This is a genomic window from Pseudohongiella nitratireducens, assembly GCF_001642735.1.
Classification (GTDB): domain Bacteria; phylum Pseudomonadota; class Gammaproteobacteria; order Pseudomonadales; family Pseudohongiellaceae; genus Pseudohongiella; species Pseudohongiella nitratireducens.
The window spans coordinates 106214-122127 of the sequence record NZ_LWHM01000003.1 but is presented as its reverse complement, the minus strand read 5'-3'; the positions used below and the strand labels follow the sequence as shown (position 1 = coordinate 122127).

General features: G+C 48.6%; 15 protein-coding genes. 6 read left to right on the top strand and 9 right to left on the bottom strand.

The genetic code is table 11. The features are described from left to right. Nucleotides 1–14: 14 nt before the first annotated feature. The 3 genes from PSCS_RS15800 (at nt 15) to PSCS_RS01950 (ending at nt 1254) form a co-directional block, all read left to right on the top strand. Nucleotides 15–185 (top strand): hypothetical protein, encoded by a 171-nt coding sequence (locus PSCS_RS15800; protein WP_157885594.1) that lies wholly within the window; start codon nt 15–17, stop codon nt 183–185. A 122-nt stretch (nt 186–307) separates the two neighbouring features. Then, nucleotides 308–844 carry a phosphatase domain-containing putative toxin gene (locus PSCS_RS01955; protein WP_068810108.1) on the top strand — a complete coding sequence of 179 codons (537 nt, stop codon included), beginning with the start codon at nt 308–310 and terminating at the stop codon, nt 842–844. Between the two features lie 8 nt (nt 845–852). Continuing rightward, nucleotides 853–1254: an MAPEG family protein gene (locus tag PSCS_RS01950; protein ID WP_068810107.1), complete on the top strand. Its 402-nt coding sequence runs from the start codon at nt 853–855 to the stop codon at nt 1252–1254. Here PSCS_RS01950 and PSCS_RS01945 read toward each other — a convergent pair. From PSCS_RS01945 to PSCS_RS01910, 8 genes are all read right to left on the bottom strand, one after another. Next, nucleotides 1247–2533 (bottom strand): sensor histidine kinase, encoded by a 1287-nt coding sequence (locus PSCS_RS01945; RefSeq protein ID WP_158662864.1) that lies wholly within the window; start codon nt 2531–2533, stop codon nt 1247–1249. The two genes, PSCS_RS01950 and PSCS_RS01945, sit on opposite strands and share 8 nt — an antisense overlap. 68 nt (nt 2534–2601) lie before the next feature. Beyond that, the gene (locus PSCS_RS01940; protein WP_068810105.1) at nt 2602–3258 is read right to left on the bottom strand and encodes a response regulator; all 657 of its coding nucleotides are present in this window, start codon (nt 3256–3258) and stop codon (nt 2602–2604) included. Nucleotides 3259–3281: 23 nt separating this feature from the next. Then, the gene (locus PSCS_RS01935; protein ID WP_068810203.1) at nt 3282–3899 is read right to left on the bottom strand and encodes a tetratricopeptide repeat protein; all 618 of its coding nucleotides are present in this window, start codon (nt 3897–3899) and stop codon (nt 3282–3284) included. Nucleotides 3900–3955: 56 nt separating this feature from the next. Beyond that, nucleotides 3956–4684: an SDR family NAD(P)-dependent oxidoreductase gene (locus tag PSCS_RS01930; RefSeq protein ID WP_068810104.1), complete on the bottom strand. Its 729-nt coding sequence runs from the start codon at nt 4682–4684 to the stop codon at nt 3956–3958. Beyond that, nucleotides 4674–5348 carry a TenA family transcriptional regulator gene (locus PSCS_RS01925; protein ID WP_068810103.1) on the bottom strand — a complete coding sequence of 225 codons (675 nt, stop codon included), beginning with the start codon at nt 5346–5348 and terminating at the stop codon, nt 4674–4676. Before PSCS_RS01925 ends, PSCS_RS01930 begins: the two co-directional genes overlap by 11 nt. After that, nucleotides 5345–6712, bottom strand: a complete 1368-nt coding sequence (locus PSCS_RS01920) for an AMP-binding protein (RefSeq protein WP_068810102.1) — start codon at nt 6710–6712, stop codon at nt 5345–5347. Before PSCS_RS01920 ends, PSCS_RS01925 begins: the two co-directional genes overlap by 4 nt. Next, a complete protein-coding gene (locus PSCS_RS01915) occupies nt 6709–7410 on the bottom strand; it encodes a thermostable hemolysin (protein WP_082866389.1) in 702 nt (233 codons plus the stop codon). Before PSCS_RS01915 ends, PSCS_RS01920 begins: the two co-directional genes overlap by 4 nt. A 179-nt stretch (nt 7411–7589) precedes the next feature. After that, a complete protein-coding gene (locus PSCS_RS01910; protein ID WP_068810101.1) occupies nt 7590–10007 on the bottom strand; it encodes a TonB-dependent receptor plug domain-containing protein in 2418 nt (805 codons plus the stop codon). Nucleotides 10008–10311: 304 nt separating this feature from the next. Between PSCS_RS01910 and PSCS_RS01905 the strand changes: the two genes are divergently transcribed. From PSCS_RS01905 to PSCS_RS01895, 3 genes are all read left to right on the top strand, one after another. Then, nucleotides 10312–11601 carry an aminotransferase class V-fold PLP-dependent enzyme gene (locus PSCS_RS01905; protein ID WP_068810100.1) on the top strand — a complete coding sequence of 430 codons (1290 nt, stop codon included), beginning with the start codon at nt 10312–10314 and terminating at the stop codon, nt 11599–11601. Nucleotides 11602–11747: 146 nt separating this feature from the next. Beyond that, nucleotides 11748–12833 carry a VOC family protein gene (locus tag PSCS_RS01900; protein WP_068810099.1) on the top strand — a complete coding sequence of 362 codons (1086 nt, stop codon included), beginning with the start codon at nt 11748–11750 and terminating at the stop codon, nt 12831–12833. Next, nucleotides 12814–13470 (top strand): hypothetical protein, encoded by a 657-nt coding sequence (locus PSCS_RS01895; RefSeq protein ID WP_068810098.1) that lies wholly within the window; start codon nt 12814–12816, stop codon nt 13468–13470. Before PSCS_RS01900 ends, PSCS_RS01895 begins: the two co-directional genes overlap by 20 nt. On the opposite strand, the gene PSCS_RS01890 is transcribed toward PSCS_RS01895, so the two are convergent. Continuing rightward, the gene (locus PSCS_RS01890; protein WP_068810097.1) at nt 13465–15849 is read right to left on the bottom strand and encodes an ATP-binding protein; all 2385 of its coding nucleotides are present in this window, start codon (nt 15847–15849) and stop codon (nt 13465–13467) included. The genes PSCS_RS01895 and PSCS_RS01890 overlap by 6 nt on opposite strands. Nucleotides 15850–15914 lie beyond the last annotated feature (65 nt).

Sequence of the window (15914 nt, the reverse complement as noted above, 5' to 3'; positions counted from 1 at the left end):
TGTAGAGGCCTCTGATGACAGACAAGCGAGCCTTTGTCCCGATGAGCGTGGCGTCCGGTGTCGGACGTCGCTACGACATAGGCAAGATGGAGGCGGTGCTCAAGGCAGTTGCGTCATCATTCCTGGCGGAACGCCGCATGATTTTGAGAACCGAAGTGATGCCAAAGCAGCATTTATTAGCTTAAATGTACCGGGAACTTTGAGAAAGAGGTCGCGGCCATTGCTGAGTGGTTCCGGCAACAGCTTTAAAAGGTATAACTGCAGAAAAGTTAATTTTTTGTCCTGGAACATAATAATCGGGAGAACAATGATGAAAGGCTATCGTTTATTGCGTTCATTCTTGGCTGCGCTTTTAATAACATCAGTTTTACCACTGGTACACGCTGATGATGCGCTGACATATCGTGATGTTGTAAAAACACAAATAGAAAACCTCAGCCAACCTGCTCCAAGTCGTTTCAGTAGTGCGCAGCCATCACAGCAACAACTGGCTGAGCTGGCGGCGGCTGGTGTTAAGCATATCATTAGTTTGCGCCCTGCTTCCGAACTTGAGTGGAACGAGCGGGAAGTTGTCGAGTCCCTCGGAATGACTTTTCATAATGTGCCGGTTGCAGTGCCAGATGGTATCAACCTGGAAAATGCCGAGGAGTTCAGTCGTGTGCTGGAAAGTATCGGTGATGAGCCTGTACTGATGCATTGTGCTAGTGGTAACAGGGTAGGGGCTATGGTGGCATTAAAGCATGGAGCGGACACTGGTGATTTGGATACGGCTGTTACGTTGGGCAAGGCGTGGGGTATGACTCGCCTTGAGTCAATGGTGCGTGAAAAATTGACCACAGAATAGAGTGAAATATGATTTACCCAATGATAGCTCTGGTTTTGCTAACTTTTATGGTGACATTACGTTTGGGGTACGCTAGATATGTCAGCGCCAGACGTGGCGAAGTGAATCCCAAATATTTCAAGTTACTACAAGGGGATACCCTGCCTGATTATTTACGTCAGGTTGAGCGTGCTTATGCAAATTTGCTAGAGATGCCGGTTCTGTTTTACTTGGTATCAGTACTTTGTATCGTGTTGAATTTGACTGGCAGCACCATGGTAACGCTGGCTTGGGCGTATGTAGCACTACGTTATCTGCATAGTTTTATTCATTTGACCTACAATCATACAATCCATCGCTTCCTGGTATTTCTTGGATCAACGCTGATTTTGATGGTTATGTGGGGTGTGCTTTTCGTAAGTGTCACTTAAAAAGTTGAGCGAATGTCAGCTCAACTCGTAAGCCTCCTGGGGTATTGTTCAGCATCAAGATGTCAGCCTGGTGCAGATCGATGACCCATTTGACAATCGATAACCCCAATCCGCTACCAGTGAAGTGATTGCTTTTCCTAACGCGATAAAAACGCTCGAATATTTTTCCTTTTTCCGCATCGGGAATGCCAGGCCCCTGGTCTGTAATGGCCAATACCACCTGGTCATCTTTCTCATAAACCTCAACTTTTACCTCTGAACCTTGAGGTGAGAATTTGATCGCATTGTCGATCACATTTTTAACCATAATGGTAAGAGCATGAGGGTTGCCATTGATCCAGCAGTGTTTGTGATTTGTCAAATTGATGGACACATTGGAGCGTCTGGCCAAAGGGGATAGATCTGTGATCGTTTCCTCAACAATTGTGTTGAGATCAATGCGATGCATATCTGTTACACCGGACTGCAAGCGAGCCAGCTCAAGGAGCTGTTCTATCATTTGCGTTGCACGATCTATTGAAAGGTGCAGGTCATTCAGTCCTTCATGAAATTCAGGTAAATGGCTGGATTTTCTAATTAGCACTTGTGCCTGCGCTTTCATGGCGGCCAGCGGGGTGCGCAATTCATGTGCTGCATTGTCAGTAAATTGTTGCTCTCGAACGAAACTTGCCTGGATTCGTTGCAGCATGCTGTTCATAGACTGGATTAGCGAATGAATTTCCTTTGGAGTCTGGTCTTCGTTTATAGGTGAAAAATCATTTGATTCACGCTGGTTAATTTCGTTAGACAGAGAATAAACTGGTTTGAGTGCAATGCCGATAATCCACCATATGATGAATATTAATAAAGGGACGAAAAGGAACAGAGGAAGCCAAAAGCTGGCCAGAATTTTCAGGATTAATTCTTGGCGAATTTCGAGTTGCTCTGCAACCTCAATCGTAATGTTACTGGGCGGGTCGATTAATACAAAAAAACGCCACATATCACCAGCAACATACTCATTGCTAAATCCGGGGGTGGCACTAAAGGAACCGAACTGTTCTGCCTGTACAGATTGGGTACTTAAAATGTCATCTTTCCATATACGAAAAGTCAGCTTATTCTCGTAGTGATGAGAAATGTCAGGTCGTTCAGTGCCTAGTGAAATTTCTATGTTTTCGGATTCACCAATTTCCTTTTCAGTAAGTTGTAAAAGTATCTTGGCAGAATGCGCGAGCTGGGCATCGTAAACCTCTTCGATCTCTTCATAGGCGCTGAGCAATGCCAGGCTACTGATCAATAATGTAAGACCTAGTGTGGAGGCAGTTGTATACAGTAATAGGCGTCTGCGAATCGAATAACTTGTTATCATTGCGTAATGGTATATCCAACCCCTCTGACAGTTTTTATCAACTCTTTGCCAAGCTTTCTGCGTAGCCCGGAAATATGAACTTCAATGGTATTGCTTTCAATGTCATTGTTGTCCCAGTCATAAATATGGGATTCGATCTGAGATTTATTGATAACACGATCAATATTGCTCATCAATACTTCAAGGACGGCTAGCTCGCGGCCAGAGAGATTGATGATACTGCCTGCTTTCCTGACTTGCTTTACTTCGGGGTAAAACGTGATGTCATGTACTTTCAATTCTGGCGTCGTTCGACCTTGGGAGCGCCGTATCAAGGCATAAAGCCGTGCAGTTAATTCATCAAGGTCAAACGGTTTGGTCAGGTAGTCATCTGCACCGAGGTTCAGCCCTTCTACGCGATGTTGTACGGCATCTCGAGCTGTTAGCAAAATGACGGGGACGGTATTAAGGTGCCGGCGGACATCCTGAAGGAAACTCAGGCCGGACTGCCCTGGCAGATTAATATCCAGGGTAATGGCATCATAGTCAGAGGTTGCCATGTACTTTTTGGCATCCTCTGCCGAGGTGCACCAGTCAACAGCGAAGGTCATTCTCAGGCCTTCTGCTGTTGCTTTACCAAGCAAACTGTCATCTTCAACCAGTAATACGCGCATATCCAGTTACCGAAAAAAGAAAATCAATCTAGCTCTTCCAGGGCCGCTTTAATTTCTTGTCTCCGGCCTTTATCTGCCAAGGAGCGTCCTGGACGATCAGGCGCGGAAAGGGCTTTTTGAAAATGTGATCGAGCTTCATCAGTACGGCCCTCTTCCACCAGAAAGTCCCCATAGAAATAGTTTGGATCAATTCCTGTTGGGTTAATCGTCAACGCTTTTTTGAGCAATTTCTCAGCCTTGTCATTATCACCAAAAGCAATAGGCCATCCTGGGACTTGATAGTACAGTGAACCCAGTGAAGTATAAGCTGAGCCCTGCAGTGCCTGGTCATCAATTTCAAGTGCAGCCTCAAACAGAGATCGTGCTTTTTTGACTTTACCCAGAGCACTTATACCGCCATTTATACTGGCACTCGTAGACAGGATAATGCCTTCCCAGATCAAGGTTTCTGCCCGGTTGGGGAACTCGGCGGTCAAGACATGGGCTTGATCCGCCAGTATGTCGACCGCATCTTCCTGAAGCTCATGATCGGGTATCTGGTAATAGATTCGGGCCCACTCGGCCTGCAGTGCGTGAATACTTTCGTCAAGGCTATTGGGCTCACTTGCCAGAACCAGATTACCATGGCCATATATTGCCATAAATGTAATGGCTACAACTTGATTTAATGTGGTTGCCTTCATGTTGTTCGCCTCTCTTAAGGATTGTTGGTGGGTGAAAGAACTTGCAGGGCGACCTTTCTCTGGTTTTTCATCGCTTTATCCATCAGTTTGGGAAGCAGGGCATGAATCAGGGCAAAGAGCCGTTCTGGTCTGCCCAGACTCTTTCTTTCTGTGCCAGATCGAATCGCGTTGAATATCTGTTTTGCGACCCATTCGGGGCTGTCTTGTGAGGCATGCGTCTTGCTATTGAATTCAGCCATGGCACCACGGTTCATCTCGGTACGAACCGCGCGAGGGTTTATATGGGTAACAAGGATGCCATCGTTAGAAACTTCTCTGCGGATGGATTCACTGAAACCTTTAAGTCCCGCTTTGCTTGCGACATAGCCCGATAAAAAGGGCATGGGGATTTCCGCAACCATTGAACCAATGTTCACTATATGTCCGTTACCTTTTGCTTTCATGCCAGGAATAACTGCTTGTGCCAATACTATTGGGGCCAATAAATTGAGGTCGATTAGATGACGGTAGTCTTGTGACTCGCAAACTGAAAACTGATTGATCCCGGCGAGATTGATGAGTATGTCTGGCGTGTTGTGCTTTAATCCAAGAGCAACCTCATTGAGATTGCAAAGCAGGTCACCACTGATCTCCTGATCATAAGTCTGAATTTGCACACCTTCATCATCGAGCAGTCTGATAAGAGGGATACCAATACCTCCGGTAGCTCCTGTGATGAAAGCAGTTTTTCCTTTAAGCGACATTGGCGTCTCTCTCCTCGAAAGGAATGCTGGCGATAACATCGGCGAACAACTCGAAGGTATTCTGGGCGACTTCAATGATTGCTGTCTGGTCATCCGGATCTTTGATGGTATTCAATGTCGTTTCAAGGAATTTCATGTGCGAAATATCAATCTCGCCATGAGAATATAGGTAGGAGAATGCCTTATCTGGCAATTGCAATGCATGTTGAACGGCTTCAGCACCTTGTGTGGCTATTTGCGTGGATGTACTTTCCAACATGAATACCATGCCAAAGAAGCCAACAGGATTTTTGCGATTAATATAATCGTAGTTGTAGGCAATTAATGATTGGGTTGGTAATTTGGGTTTAGATTTTCTGACAGCTTCCTTGTCCCCACCACATGCTTCAATATCATTTAAGATCCACTCTTCATGACCAACTTCTTCTTCCAGATAGCTGATAATGGCTGGCAAAAGATATTTTTTATGCGCAGGCAACTTGCTGCCGGCTGTCATCAGGAAAGGAACAGTGTGGGAGACATGGTGAAAAGCTTCGGTCAGGTACGCTATATAGGTTTCTCGTGAGATAACTCCCTGCATAGCATTTCGTAATTGAGTGACGCTATAAAGTTGCTGTCGCTGACTTTCTGTAGACTTAATCAACTGATCGTAAAAATAATTCATATTGACTCCAGTGTTAGTTGTTTCTTGATAATATGCTCACGTTTCGGGCGCCCATTTGCTGTTAGTGTGCCTTGTGTTGCACTGAAGGGCTGAGTCAGTTGATATGCCTTGATTTGTGCGTATTCAGGTAGTGACAGGTTAGCGTTAAGAATGGACTGTTGGATGTCAGCATTCGGGTGAGAGGGGACAACTAATGCGCGGATAGTTGACTCGCCGTCTCCATAAACGATGGCTTGTGCAATACCGGGTTGAGCCAGTAAGGTGCTCTCCACCCATTCAGGAGACACATTGCGCCCGTGAGAGGTAACGATGATGTTTTTCTTTCGGCCGCTGATGTGAAGGTAACCGTCATTATCAATAAATCCTAAATCTCCAGTCCTAAACCAGTCCCCTGATGTTTGACCCAGGTAACCCAGGAAGGCATCGTTTTTGATACAAATTTCTCCATTTTCTATTTTTATGATGATATGTTCCAGTACCTTTCCGACAGATCCTGGCTTGTCATAAAGGGGGGTGTTGAGCGCTACTACAGATGCAGCTTCGCTGAGGCCGTATCCTTCATATACCGGGAGCCCTGCTTCACGTGCAGCAGCAATGAGTTCCGGAGCTACCTTGGCCCCTCCTACCGCCATGAACTTCATGTCTGGTAATGCTGCTCTGATCGACAATAAGCCACGTAACAACTCTGGAACGGTTATCACCGACGTGATTTTTTGTGCGCGTAGATAACTTGTAAGTTGTTTTAAATCCGGGGTGAATGGGTTTCTTAAACCAATCTCACTTAAAGGAGGGATGAAAATTGTTCCGCCAGCTATTAGGGTAGGATAGACCCCTGCAATATTCCCCAGCAGGATAGCTAAGGGAAGTATCACGGCATGCCTGGTGGCGAACTTGTTGTCCAGACTTTTCTGTATTGAGAAGGCAAGCGTTTCAATTCCTGTCCTGGACAGACAAACCCCTTTGGGTGTGCCTGTTGTACCGGAAGTAAAAGTGATCTTAGCCGTACCTGGTGGTAAATTCCGTACAGGTTGCTGTTCCTTATCTTGTTTATTAATCTGCCGGATACCATCACTGTCAACCATGTGAGAGACACCTGCCGTTGCCATGATATGACTGACCTGGTCGGCATGGAAAAAATCAGGAATTGGGACACAGGGTGTGCTGCTTTGAAGGGCTGCCAGGTCCCAGAGGATCCATTCGATGCCATTATCCAGGTGCACCGCCAGAGACTCGACTCCCTGGAGAGAATTCATATAATGGTTGATCCGCATGACCATATCTCCATATGAAAGGGTACGAGACCCACTGATCAAAGCGGCGTTGGATGCAGGGTGGTTTTTGATGGCTTCCAGTATCTGACTCATAATCCCCCCTTTTGCCTGTAGTGTAATCGGGTGCGAAGAGGGGGGGAGCAGGGTGTGTATTTGGCACCAAACAGGCGGTTTAATTTTTTGATGCCGGTCTGGACATTACCAACTAAGACGCGAGGCTTTTGCTCATAATAAGTCCCCCAGTTTTCACTGCCTTCAAGAAGGGATGACACATCAGCATCGGCGAGATGAGTCGGTTTAAGGCCTATTTTTACAAAATAGCGATGCAAATAATCGGTACCTGTAATCGCTGCATAATTGATGCCGTTATAATTGAGGAAAGATGCCAGTGCAGCAAACAGGAAGACAGATGCACCTTTGCCAGCAGAAGCTAGGTTGCCAATTTCAACGATCTTCTTGCGTTGACTATTTAAAGCAAACTCGATGGGCGACTCAAGATACTGTTCGAGAAAAAGCCTATGATTGTTGGCAAAACGAAACCCGACAGCTGCCAGTATTTCATCATACTCATTGCGCACGCTCATCAGTATGGGGTAATCGACCTGGATGTTGGCGCTATACTTTTCTCGGTAAATGTCCTTGATGAAGTGCTCTACACGTTCTCGTTCTACTGAGTTAAAGCGTGTAATGTTGACCACACAAGGTGTGAGTTTACTAATCTGTGAAACTCGTTGAGAATTCAAGTACAGATTGGCGGTATTGATGTCATTATCCTGGTAATTCAGCTCCATGCTGGAGGCTCCTGCTATTGTGACTGGTGCCAGATTGCAGGGCGAAGCTGAAGTCAACCTTAAGGATTGCCAGGAGTGGAATGCTGGTAAGTTATGAAATAGTAATATGGCAAGATAGTCATTTGGTCAGCTGGCACCGGAGGGTGAGTCCTCTGGTGCCAGCATTCCAGGAAAAATACTTATTGCTGCCAGTCAATTCTTAGATAAACACGACGGCCATCGGTATCGTATGGCGCATTACGCGAATAAATCAGTCCGCGGTTAGCCTGGAACTCAGCTTCTTCCGGGTAGGAGTCAAAGATATTTTCGGCACCCAGGCGCAGGCTCAGTGTATCGGTAGCGTTGTAGCTAACAGAGACATCAGTGAACACTTCCGCACCGAAGTCCTGATGGATATCGCCGTCGGCGTTAAACGAAAAATCCGTCCATTCGCCATAGTAACGGGCGCGTGCCAGGAAGTCCCAGTCGCCCATGTTGTAATTGGCAGTCAGGTTCATGGTGCGTTGCGGCAAATTTTTCTCGAAACGAATGCGGTTAGTGTCATTGCTTTCCAGTGAGCCGCCGACCACTTCAGTTTTATTGTAGTTGAATGAGCCGGTCAGATTAAGGCGGCCCGGACCTGCCTCGAATCCATAGCCTGCAACAACGTCGATACCTTGCGAGCGTGTGTCGAAGTCATTCTGGAAGAAGTTCACACGCGTGATACCTTCACCACCGGGTACACCCAGAGAGATCAACTGCTGGCGCTCAGTATCGGTCAAAGTGAAGCTTTCGGAAGTGCCAAAACGGTTATCAACATCAATACGGTAGATGTCGATAGACGAATTAAAGCCATAGTCGTTGCGGTAGACAACCCCAGCGCTGAAGTTGGTCGACTCTTCTGCTTCGAGAGATTGAATGCTGGCACCGGGACGCTGCGAGATCAGGTCGGCAATGGGACCTTCTGGTGAGAACCGTCCGGCTGTAAAGATGTTCAGCGTGACGGTATCAAGCCCCTGCGATGTCCGTTCACTGAATAACTGTCCTGGCGTTGGGGCACGGAAACCAGTGGAGAATGTGCTGCGAAGTGCCAGGCTTTCCGATACTTCATAGCGACCGCTGATTTTACCAGTGAAAATGTCATCATCATGTTCAGAGTAGTTTTCATAGCGACCCGCCAGTCCCAGTGTGAAGCTGTCGCTAACGGGTACTTCAAAGTCCACGTAGGCTGAATGGCTGATCTGATCGGATTCTCCTGCCTGGTCGGGACTGAAGCCAGGAAAACCATTGGAGCCTGAAGGCAGACCTTCTGCAGCGCCAGGCCCCACTTGATAAGAGGCAGGTTCACCTGCTGAGACTTTATAGGTCTCCTCTCGCCACTCCAGACCAAAGGCTATATTGGTCGGTTGAGCCAGCGCTGCCCATGAAACCTGGTGATTAAAGTCCAGGTTGAGTGTCATTTCACTTTGCTCGAGAACACCAATGTCAAAAGCAGTGGGAGACATGGGGCCTAATGATGCATTGATGCTGTTAAACATATGGTAATCAATTTCATTGTTGCCCGTGCCGGCGCTGAAATCCCAGCTCATGCCGTTCGACAGCTCACCACGAACACCGCCTGTAACGGCCATGTCGCGATCTTCCTGACCAAACTGGGGAGAAAAACCTGCCGGATAAATGTCCCTCAGGTCAAAGTCCGGGAATACATCTGTCTGATTAAATGCACTGGTGCTGTCTGGGTTGCGCCAGTTGAAATCTGACAAGCCTTCGCCTGTACCATAGGTCGAGAACATGTAAAGCTGGCTGTCATCGGTCAGGGGGAATTCGGAGTTGATCGCAAACCGGGTCGACTCCCGCTCTGGCTGCCCCCAGCGCTGAACCGGATTGGGAACCTCGACATCAGGGTGGTCCTGTTGAAACTGAATGGCGTCGGGGCGCTGCCGGCTGCGTGAGGTGCGGTCCGCGTCCGAATACTCCAGCGTGGCATTGATAAAACCGTCATTGCCGACTGGCAGGCCGCCTGAAAGGCCGATGCGATTATTCTCGCCGTCGCCTTCAGAGTATTCAGAATACTGGGCGAATGCTTTCAGCTCAGTGCTTTGGCGCAAGATGATGTTAATAACACCGGCGATAGCATCAGAGCCATATTGGGCCGATGCGCCATCGCGCAAAACTTCGATGCGCTCAATGGCATAAGAGGGTATCTGGGCAAGGTCAGGAGCCTGGGCGCCATTGCCGCCGAGTAGTGCTGAGCGATGTCGACGTTTGCCGTTGATCATTACCAGGGTATGGTCAGGTGATAAAGCACGAAGAGTTGCGGGTCGCACATAAATAAGCCCGTCATTCATTGGCAGGCGCTGTACTTTATATGAAGGAATCAGTTGCGCCATGGTGTCGGACAAATCTTCGGATACGGTGTTGCTGATATCGGATGTGCCAACAATGTCAATGGGACTGGTGCTGTCAAAAACAGTGCGTTCGCTGCGGCGGGTGCCGGTCACAATGATTGTTTCCAGTGCCTCGGCAGATTGCTCCTGCTGTGCCAGCGCTGAGCCTGTGCTTGCAGCAGAAACAGCTGCAGCAAGTAAAGTTGGGAGTAGTGGGTAACGAATTCGCATAGGGTGAACCTCATTATTGTAGCGATACTGGCAGACTGCTGTGGAAACAGTCTGCTGCTTGTGCGAGGCACACCCTAAGCTGAGTTCATGACAGCTGAGTGAAGCTATAGTGACGTCATAAAAAATTCACCCGACTGTCACTATGCTCCGATTGTCGCGATGAGAGATAAACCCCGTGACGGTATCCCATTGTCATCATCAGGAAGCGGTTTTGTCATAAACAAGACTTAGAATGCCCCTTGATATCACCCGTTTGCCCCTCTGCAGGAGATCCATCGTGTCATCGAATAGTAAGCAATCAACAATGAACCGAAGAGCAGCGATTAAAAGCATTGCCGGAACTGGGCTGGCTCTGGCGTCTGGTATTGCTGCCAGCCAGGCTGAGCAAGGGCAATTTCCTGTACCACCGGATACGGGGGCAACCCGGCTGGCACAGGATGAATCGTTCTGGCGGGAAGTGGCCACTTACTATGACCGTACAGAAGGCATTATCAATCTTGAGCATGGCTATTGGGGAAAGATGGCAAAGCCGGTGCTGGAGGTATATCAACGTGCCACCGCTATGGTCAATGCACAGAATTCTTACTATGCACGAAAGCAGTACGGTGCTGACATGATGCGCAGTACTGCCCGTGTGGCTGACGCCCTGGGTGTTAATGCCGATGAAATAGTGCTGACGCGTAATGCGACGGAAGCGATTCATGCATTGCTGTTGAATTATCAAGGGTTGCAGGCAGGAGATAGCATTCTTTTTGCTGATATTGATTACCCCAGTTTTCAAAGCACCATGCGCTGGCTGGAAGCTAACCGGGGTGTGAAGGCGGTGCAGCTAACCGTTCCTAATCGTGCCAGCCAGTCCGAAATGTTGCAGTTGTACCGGCAGGCTTTTGAAGACTACCCATCATTGAAACTGGCATTGCTGACTCATGCCAGTAACCAGCAGGGTATGGTCTTGCCCATTGAGCAGATCGCGCAACTGGCGGGTGAGCACCAGGTCGATGTTGTTTGTGACTGTGCTCAGTCCTGGGGTTTGTTGAATTTCCAGCTACCCCAGCTGGCAGTGAACTGGGCGGGGTTTAATTTGCATAAATGGATTGGGTCACCAGTTGGCGTGGGAGCGCTCTACATGCGTCGGGGCACGTTGCACAAAGTCGCTCCTTACCCTGGTGAGCTTGACCCGGAAAATACTTCAGTTGCCCGTCGCGTACATCCTGCAACATCAAACTTCGCAGCCAATCTGGCGATTCCTGCAGCGCTGGATTTCCACCAGGCGATCGGTGCTGCCAATAAAGAAGCGCGACTGCGTTATTTGCGCGGCCTGTGGACGAATGAGGCCGAAAATATGAGTCATATTGAGGTGTTGGGGGGTGGTGATGAAGCTGCCTGGTCCGGTCTGGCCTCATTTCGGCTGAGGGGGAAAAATTCGGGTGCTGATGTCAGGGAATTGCAGCAACGCCTGGAGCACGACTTTGGCATATTCACCGTGGCTCGCTATGCCTTGAATAGCGGTGCCTGTATTCGGATTACTCCACAGGTTTTTACCTCCGAAAATGAGATAGCGACACTGGTTGAGGCCATGCGTCGTCTGGCGTAATTGTCTGAAGGACCCGCTTCCATCATTACCAGGCTGGACTCTTGGCTTTGAGCGGATTATTCTGAGGGGAACAGATTCTAAAAAGTTATCCGTTCACAAGTAATTAGCAGGCCCGTATTAATAAGGCCTGGAAGTGGAGAGTACGCATGAACGCATCCGTGACTGAACAAAAAAAGCAGGAACAACTCAGAATTTCCCGACGCAGCCTTCTCATCGGCCTGTCGATAACTCCGTTTGCCATGCGCAGCGCAGCGCAGCAGGCCAGTGCTGAACAGATTGCAGTAAGCGGTCTGAATTGTTTTACACTTCGCGTCAGTGATGTAGAGCGTTCGCTGGAGTGGTATCAGGGGCTGTTTGGTCTGCCCGTCCTGGCCCGTGTTGGTGATAGTGTTTCATTACAAATCGGGGATGGCACGCAGTATTTCACGTTGTCTCCGACTCGTCGAGGCGAAAGCCCGCATATCGAGTCCTTTGGACTTGCGGTTCCGGGTTTCAACCGTTATCGCCTGCAAAGCAGTCTTTCTGAACACGGTATCGGCAGAACGGTCGAGTCTGCGTATGATTCGAGAAGATCACCACTGGATCTGGCAGAGCTGAGCTGGTTGGAGCGGCTGCCGGGCGACAGCGACACTATGCTGGCAGAAAATCATGAAATGTTTTTTGCCGACCCGAATGGGGTCAAGGTAAAGCTGAGCCGGCCTGGTGACTGCGGCGCAGGTGACTTAAATTGTGACAGCCCTGAGCCAGCTCCGACACAAGGCAGCATTCAACTGCGCGAATTGAATCATCTGACAACCTTTGTGGCTAATTACGAAACAACCAATGCTTTTTATCGTCGTCTGTTTGGATTTGGTACTCTGGCTCACCAGGCACAGTTCCCAACCCTGGATGTGGGGGAAGATGGTAAGCAGTTTTTGATGTTTGTTGGGGGGACTCAGGCAGGAGAACCCTCGCAGCCCGGCCGCATTGATCATGTCAGCCTGAATATTGATGACTTCACTGTCGAGTCAGTATTGCAACGTCTGACAGATTACGGTTTATCTCCGCGCGAGGAAGGTGGTGAAGAGCTACCATTACAGCACTGGGTCAGTATGCGTATGCCTGAGCGCGGCGGGGCGCCAGGTGGTACACCAGAAGTATACTTCTCAGATCCTGATGGTTTGGCGCTACAACTGCAGCATATTTCTTACTGTGGTGGGGGCGGAGTCTTTGGTGGCGATTGCGAAATGTAATGTGAATCGCCAGTCACGTATTCTAAAGCATATTAATGCGGATGGCCCGGGTATTGAAATAGGACCTTGTCACAGTCCTGTCGCTCCAAAACGCAAAGGCTTCAATGTTGAAATCATCGATCACCTTGATCGAGAGGGGTTGATAAAGAAGTACTCGGGTCAACGCATCAATACGGATAATATAGAAGAGGTCGACCATGTCTGGCATGGCCAGACTTATGTTGCAGAATACTATCTCAATGTGGTGAGGTGTGAAGGTGAAGATGCCTGGGACTCCAGAAAGGCTGGTTCATTGGCATTCTCGCATCCGCCAGATGCAGGGCAGATCAATTATTCTCGCGCTAAAGAAGCGGGGGAGTGGCTCGATGTGCATGCCTGGTGTTTTGTGCCACATGCATTCCGTCTGTTGATTCAGGACCTTTACGACCTTGGGCTTATTCAGCTGAAGGAGCTCAGTTTTCACCCAACCGTGGGTTGCGAGTTTTATATGACATTAAGTCGTGAGGGCGAAGGGATGCCCTTAAACCGGATGTCTGCATTGCAGGAAATGGAGCTCGAAATAACGGGTCAGTCTGCAGGCAAGCCTTCAAACCGGCTGAAAAAGCTGATTAAAAAGGGCTTGCGCGTTTTCTCATGATGTCATGTTTAAAGCTGCCAGCTTATTGGCAACGTGTGGAGAGCCGACTGTTGTCACCCAGCGTTGTGCTTTACTGATAGATTCTGCTTTAAGATTGGCATCAGGAACCAGCGACAGATGGTAGTACAAATCTGCAAGGTGGTATCTGTCAGTTTTGGTGTCAGCAAAGGCAAGTAATTGGCTGGTGTGTTTCTTGAGTGCCTCCCAGTCCTCAAGAATCGCCAGTGCCTTGATGTGGAGAATTGCAAAACTGACAAAATGCCCAGGGATTATCTGCAAAATAACATCCAATTGCTCGCGGATTTCCTGACAGTCGTCGACGGTGCCATTTCTTATCAGACAAAGCTGGTTAACCAGCTTCCCTGCAACCTGCCAGAAGGCAAAATGATAGTCATCAGCCAGTTGACGCTGAGAAGGAAGGAACTTCTCGACCAGGTCAAAGCGATCGGTCCAGGCTAATAACAGAATGCGAAATCCCTGGGCAAATGCCAGGCTGTAACTATGGTCTACCTCTTCGGCTAGCAGGATGGCACGATCAAACTTCTTCAGTGCCGCATCCAGGTCATTGTGACGAAATTGATCGATCCATGCCAGAAACGACAGGCAAAGCACAACTGCGTGCTCACCAAAGTGGTCGACCTGGCTGTCGTAATTGTCATCTGCATGCTTGATTGCCCAGAGGCACGCTGCTTCAGCCTTGTCGAACTCACCCATGAACATATAGCCATTGGCCAGGCAGTAATGTGCCTGCACTTGCAGAGGCAAATCATCCAGGGCAATGGCGATTTGTTGCAGCGTCAAAGCTTCATCGACAGCAGCTTCATGGCCGTCACGTGAGCTGGAAGTAAACCATAACACCAGCTGTGCAAAATATTCTGCTCGCAAGTTCTGGGTTTGTCTGGCTAGTTCGATTTCTTTGCGACTGAACTCTACGATCAGCGGGTCGCCATACCCTCTGAGCATCATCGCTAACTGTCCCTGCTTGTGCAGGCAGTCTATGTGCTGCTCAGTGTTGTCAAGTTCACCACTTTCAAAGTAAGTCAGTGTTTGCTGATTATAATCCAGAGCTTCCTGGTAGCTGGACAGGGCAATAAGTCGGTCACAGTGCAAGAGGCGATACTTGACGGCATTTGCCGGACTGCCACTTTTGAGCCAATGAGCATCCAGTGAGCGGTACTGCATTGGGTGGAGGGTGCCGTGTTCAATATATTCTGCTGCCCGCCGATGTAAAGTGCGGCGATAGGAGTAATCCAGCAATTCATAAGCTGCCTGATAAATCAGGTAGTGCTTAAACAGATACCGGTCATTGGAGCGAAGTTCGAGGAGTTCGTACTGACTGGCTGTCTGAAGTAATTCACTGAGATAGCTGGTTGGCTTGTCTAATAAATCTGACAGGCTGAAGACATCGAATTCACGACCAATAACCGACGCGGCAGAGATAACCGTGAGCAGTTCTTCTCCCAGCAGGTTCAGGCGAAAAACCAGAAGTTCTAGCAATGACTCAGGAATACGCTTATCGGTATTTCCCTCTTTGAGCAGGGCGGAGATCGCTTCCGCAAACAATGGATTGCCATCTGCGCGCCGGGTGGCATTCTCCAGGAGATACTCAGGGAATACGTCATCAGCTATTTTACTGCGGATTAGCACTTCAATATGTTTTGAACTAAGCCCTTGCAGGCGAAGCAAATCTGCATTCAGGGAATCGGTATCAAATTCCGGGCGACTGGTTGCCAGTATTAACGTGTTGTTTGGTGGGTGCTGTATTAACTGGCGAATGACATCAATAGAATCTGTATCTACCCAGTGCATATCTTCAATAGCAAGAATGGCAGGCTGGTTGTGCCCGGTTATCGCATGCATTAATGCCAATAACTGCTTGCTGATCTCTTTGTGAATATAAGCAGCCGGTTGTTTGGCCAAACGTGTGACGACAGGCTCTTCACTTTGAACAAGATAAGCGATACAGGCGCTTTTCTCCTTTAGCCAGCCGAACCTGGCTGAGAGCCAGGTGCTGACATCATTGACTTCAGGTGGAATGAATTCGCGCTGCAGCCAGTCAGTGAAAACCCCGAAAGGCTCATTATTCTGCTGCTGACCTTTTATCAACGTCAGGTCGGTATCATTGACGTCACTCGATACTTCTTGGCAGCACTCAGTAAGGAAGCGGGACTTGCCAATGCCAGGTTCGCCGATAATCAATAAGGCCCCGGTCTCATTGTTCAGTACTCTTTGCCATTGCTGCCTGAACAACTGAATTTCATCGTCTCTGCCAATCAGCTCAGGTAAGGGGGAAGAGTACTCCAGACTGGAAATAGCAGTTGACTGCTCAATATCGTAAATTCGGAACAGGTTGTCCTGCTGGGCACTGCTGATTAGCAAGTCACTGCTTCGGCAACGGCGGATAATGCGTCTGCCTTTGGTAGTAGCGCTGAGGCCAGTGGTAC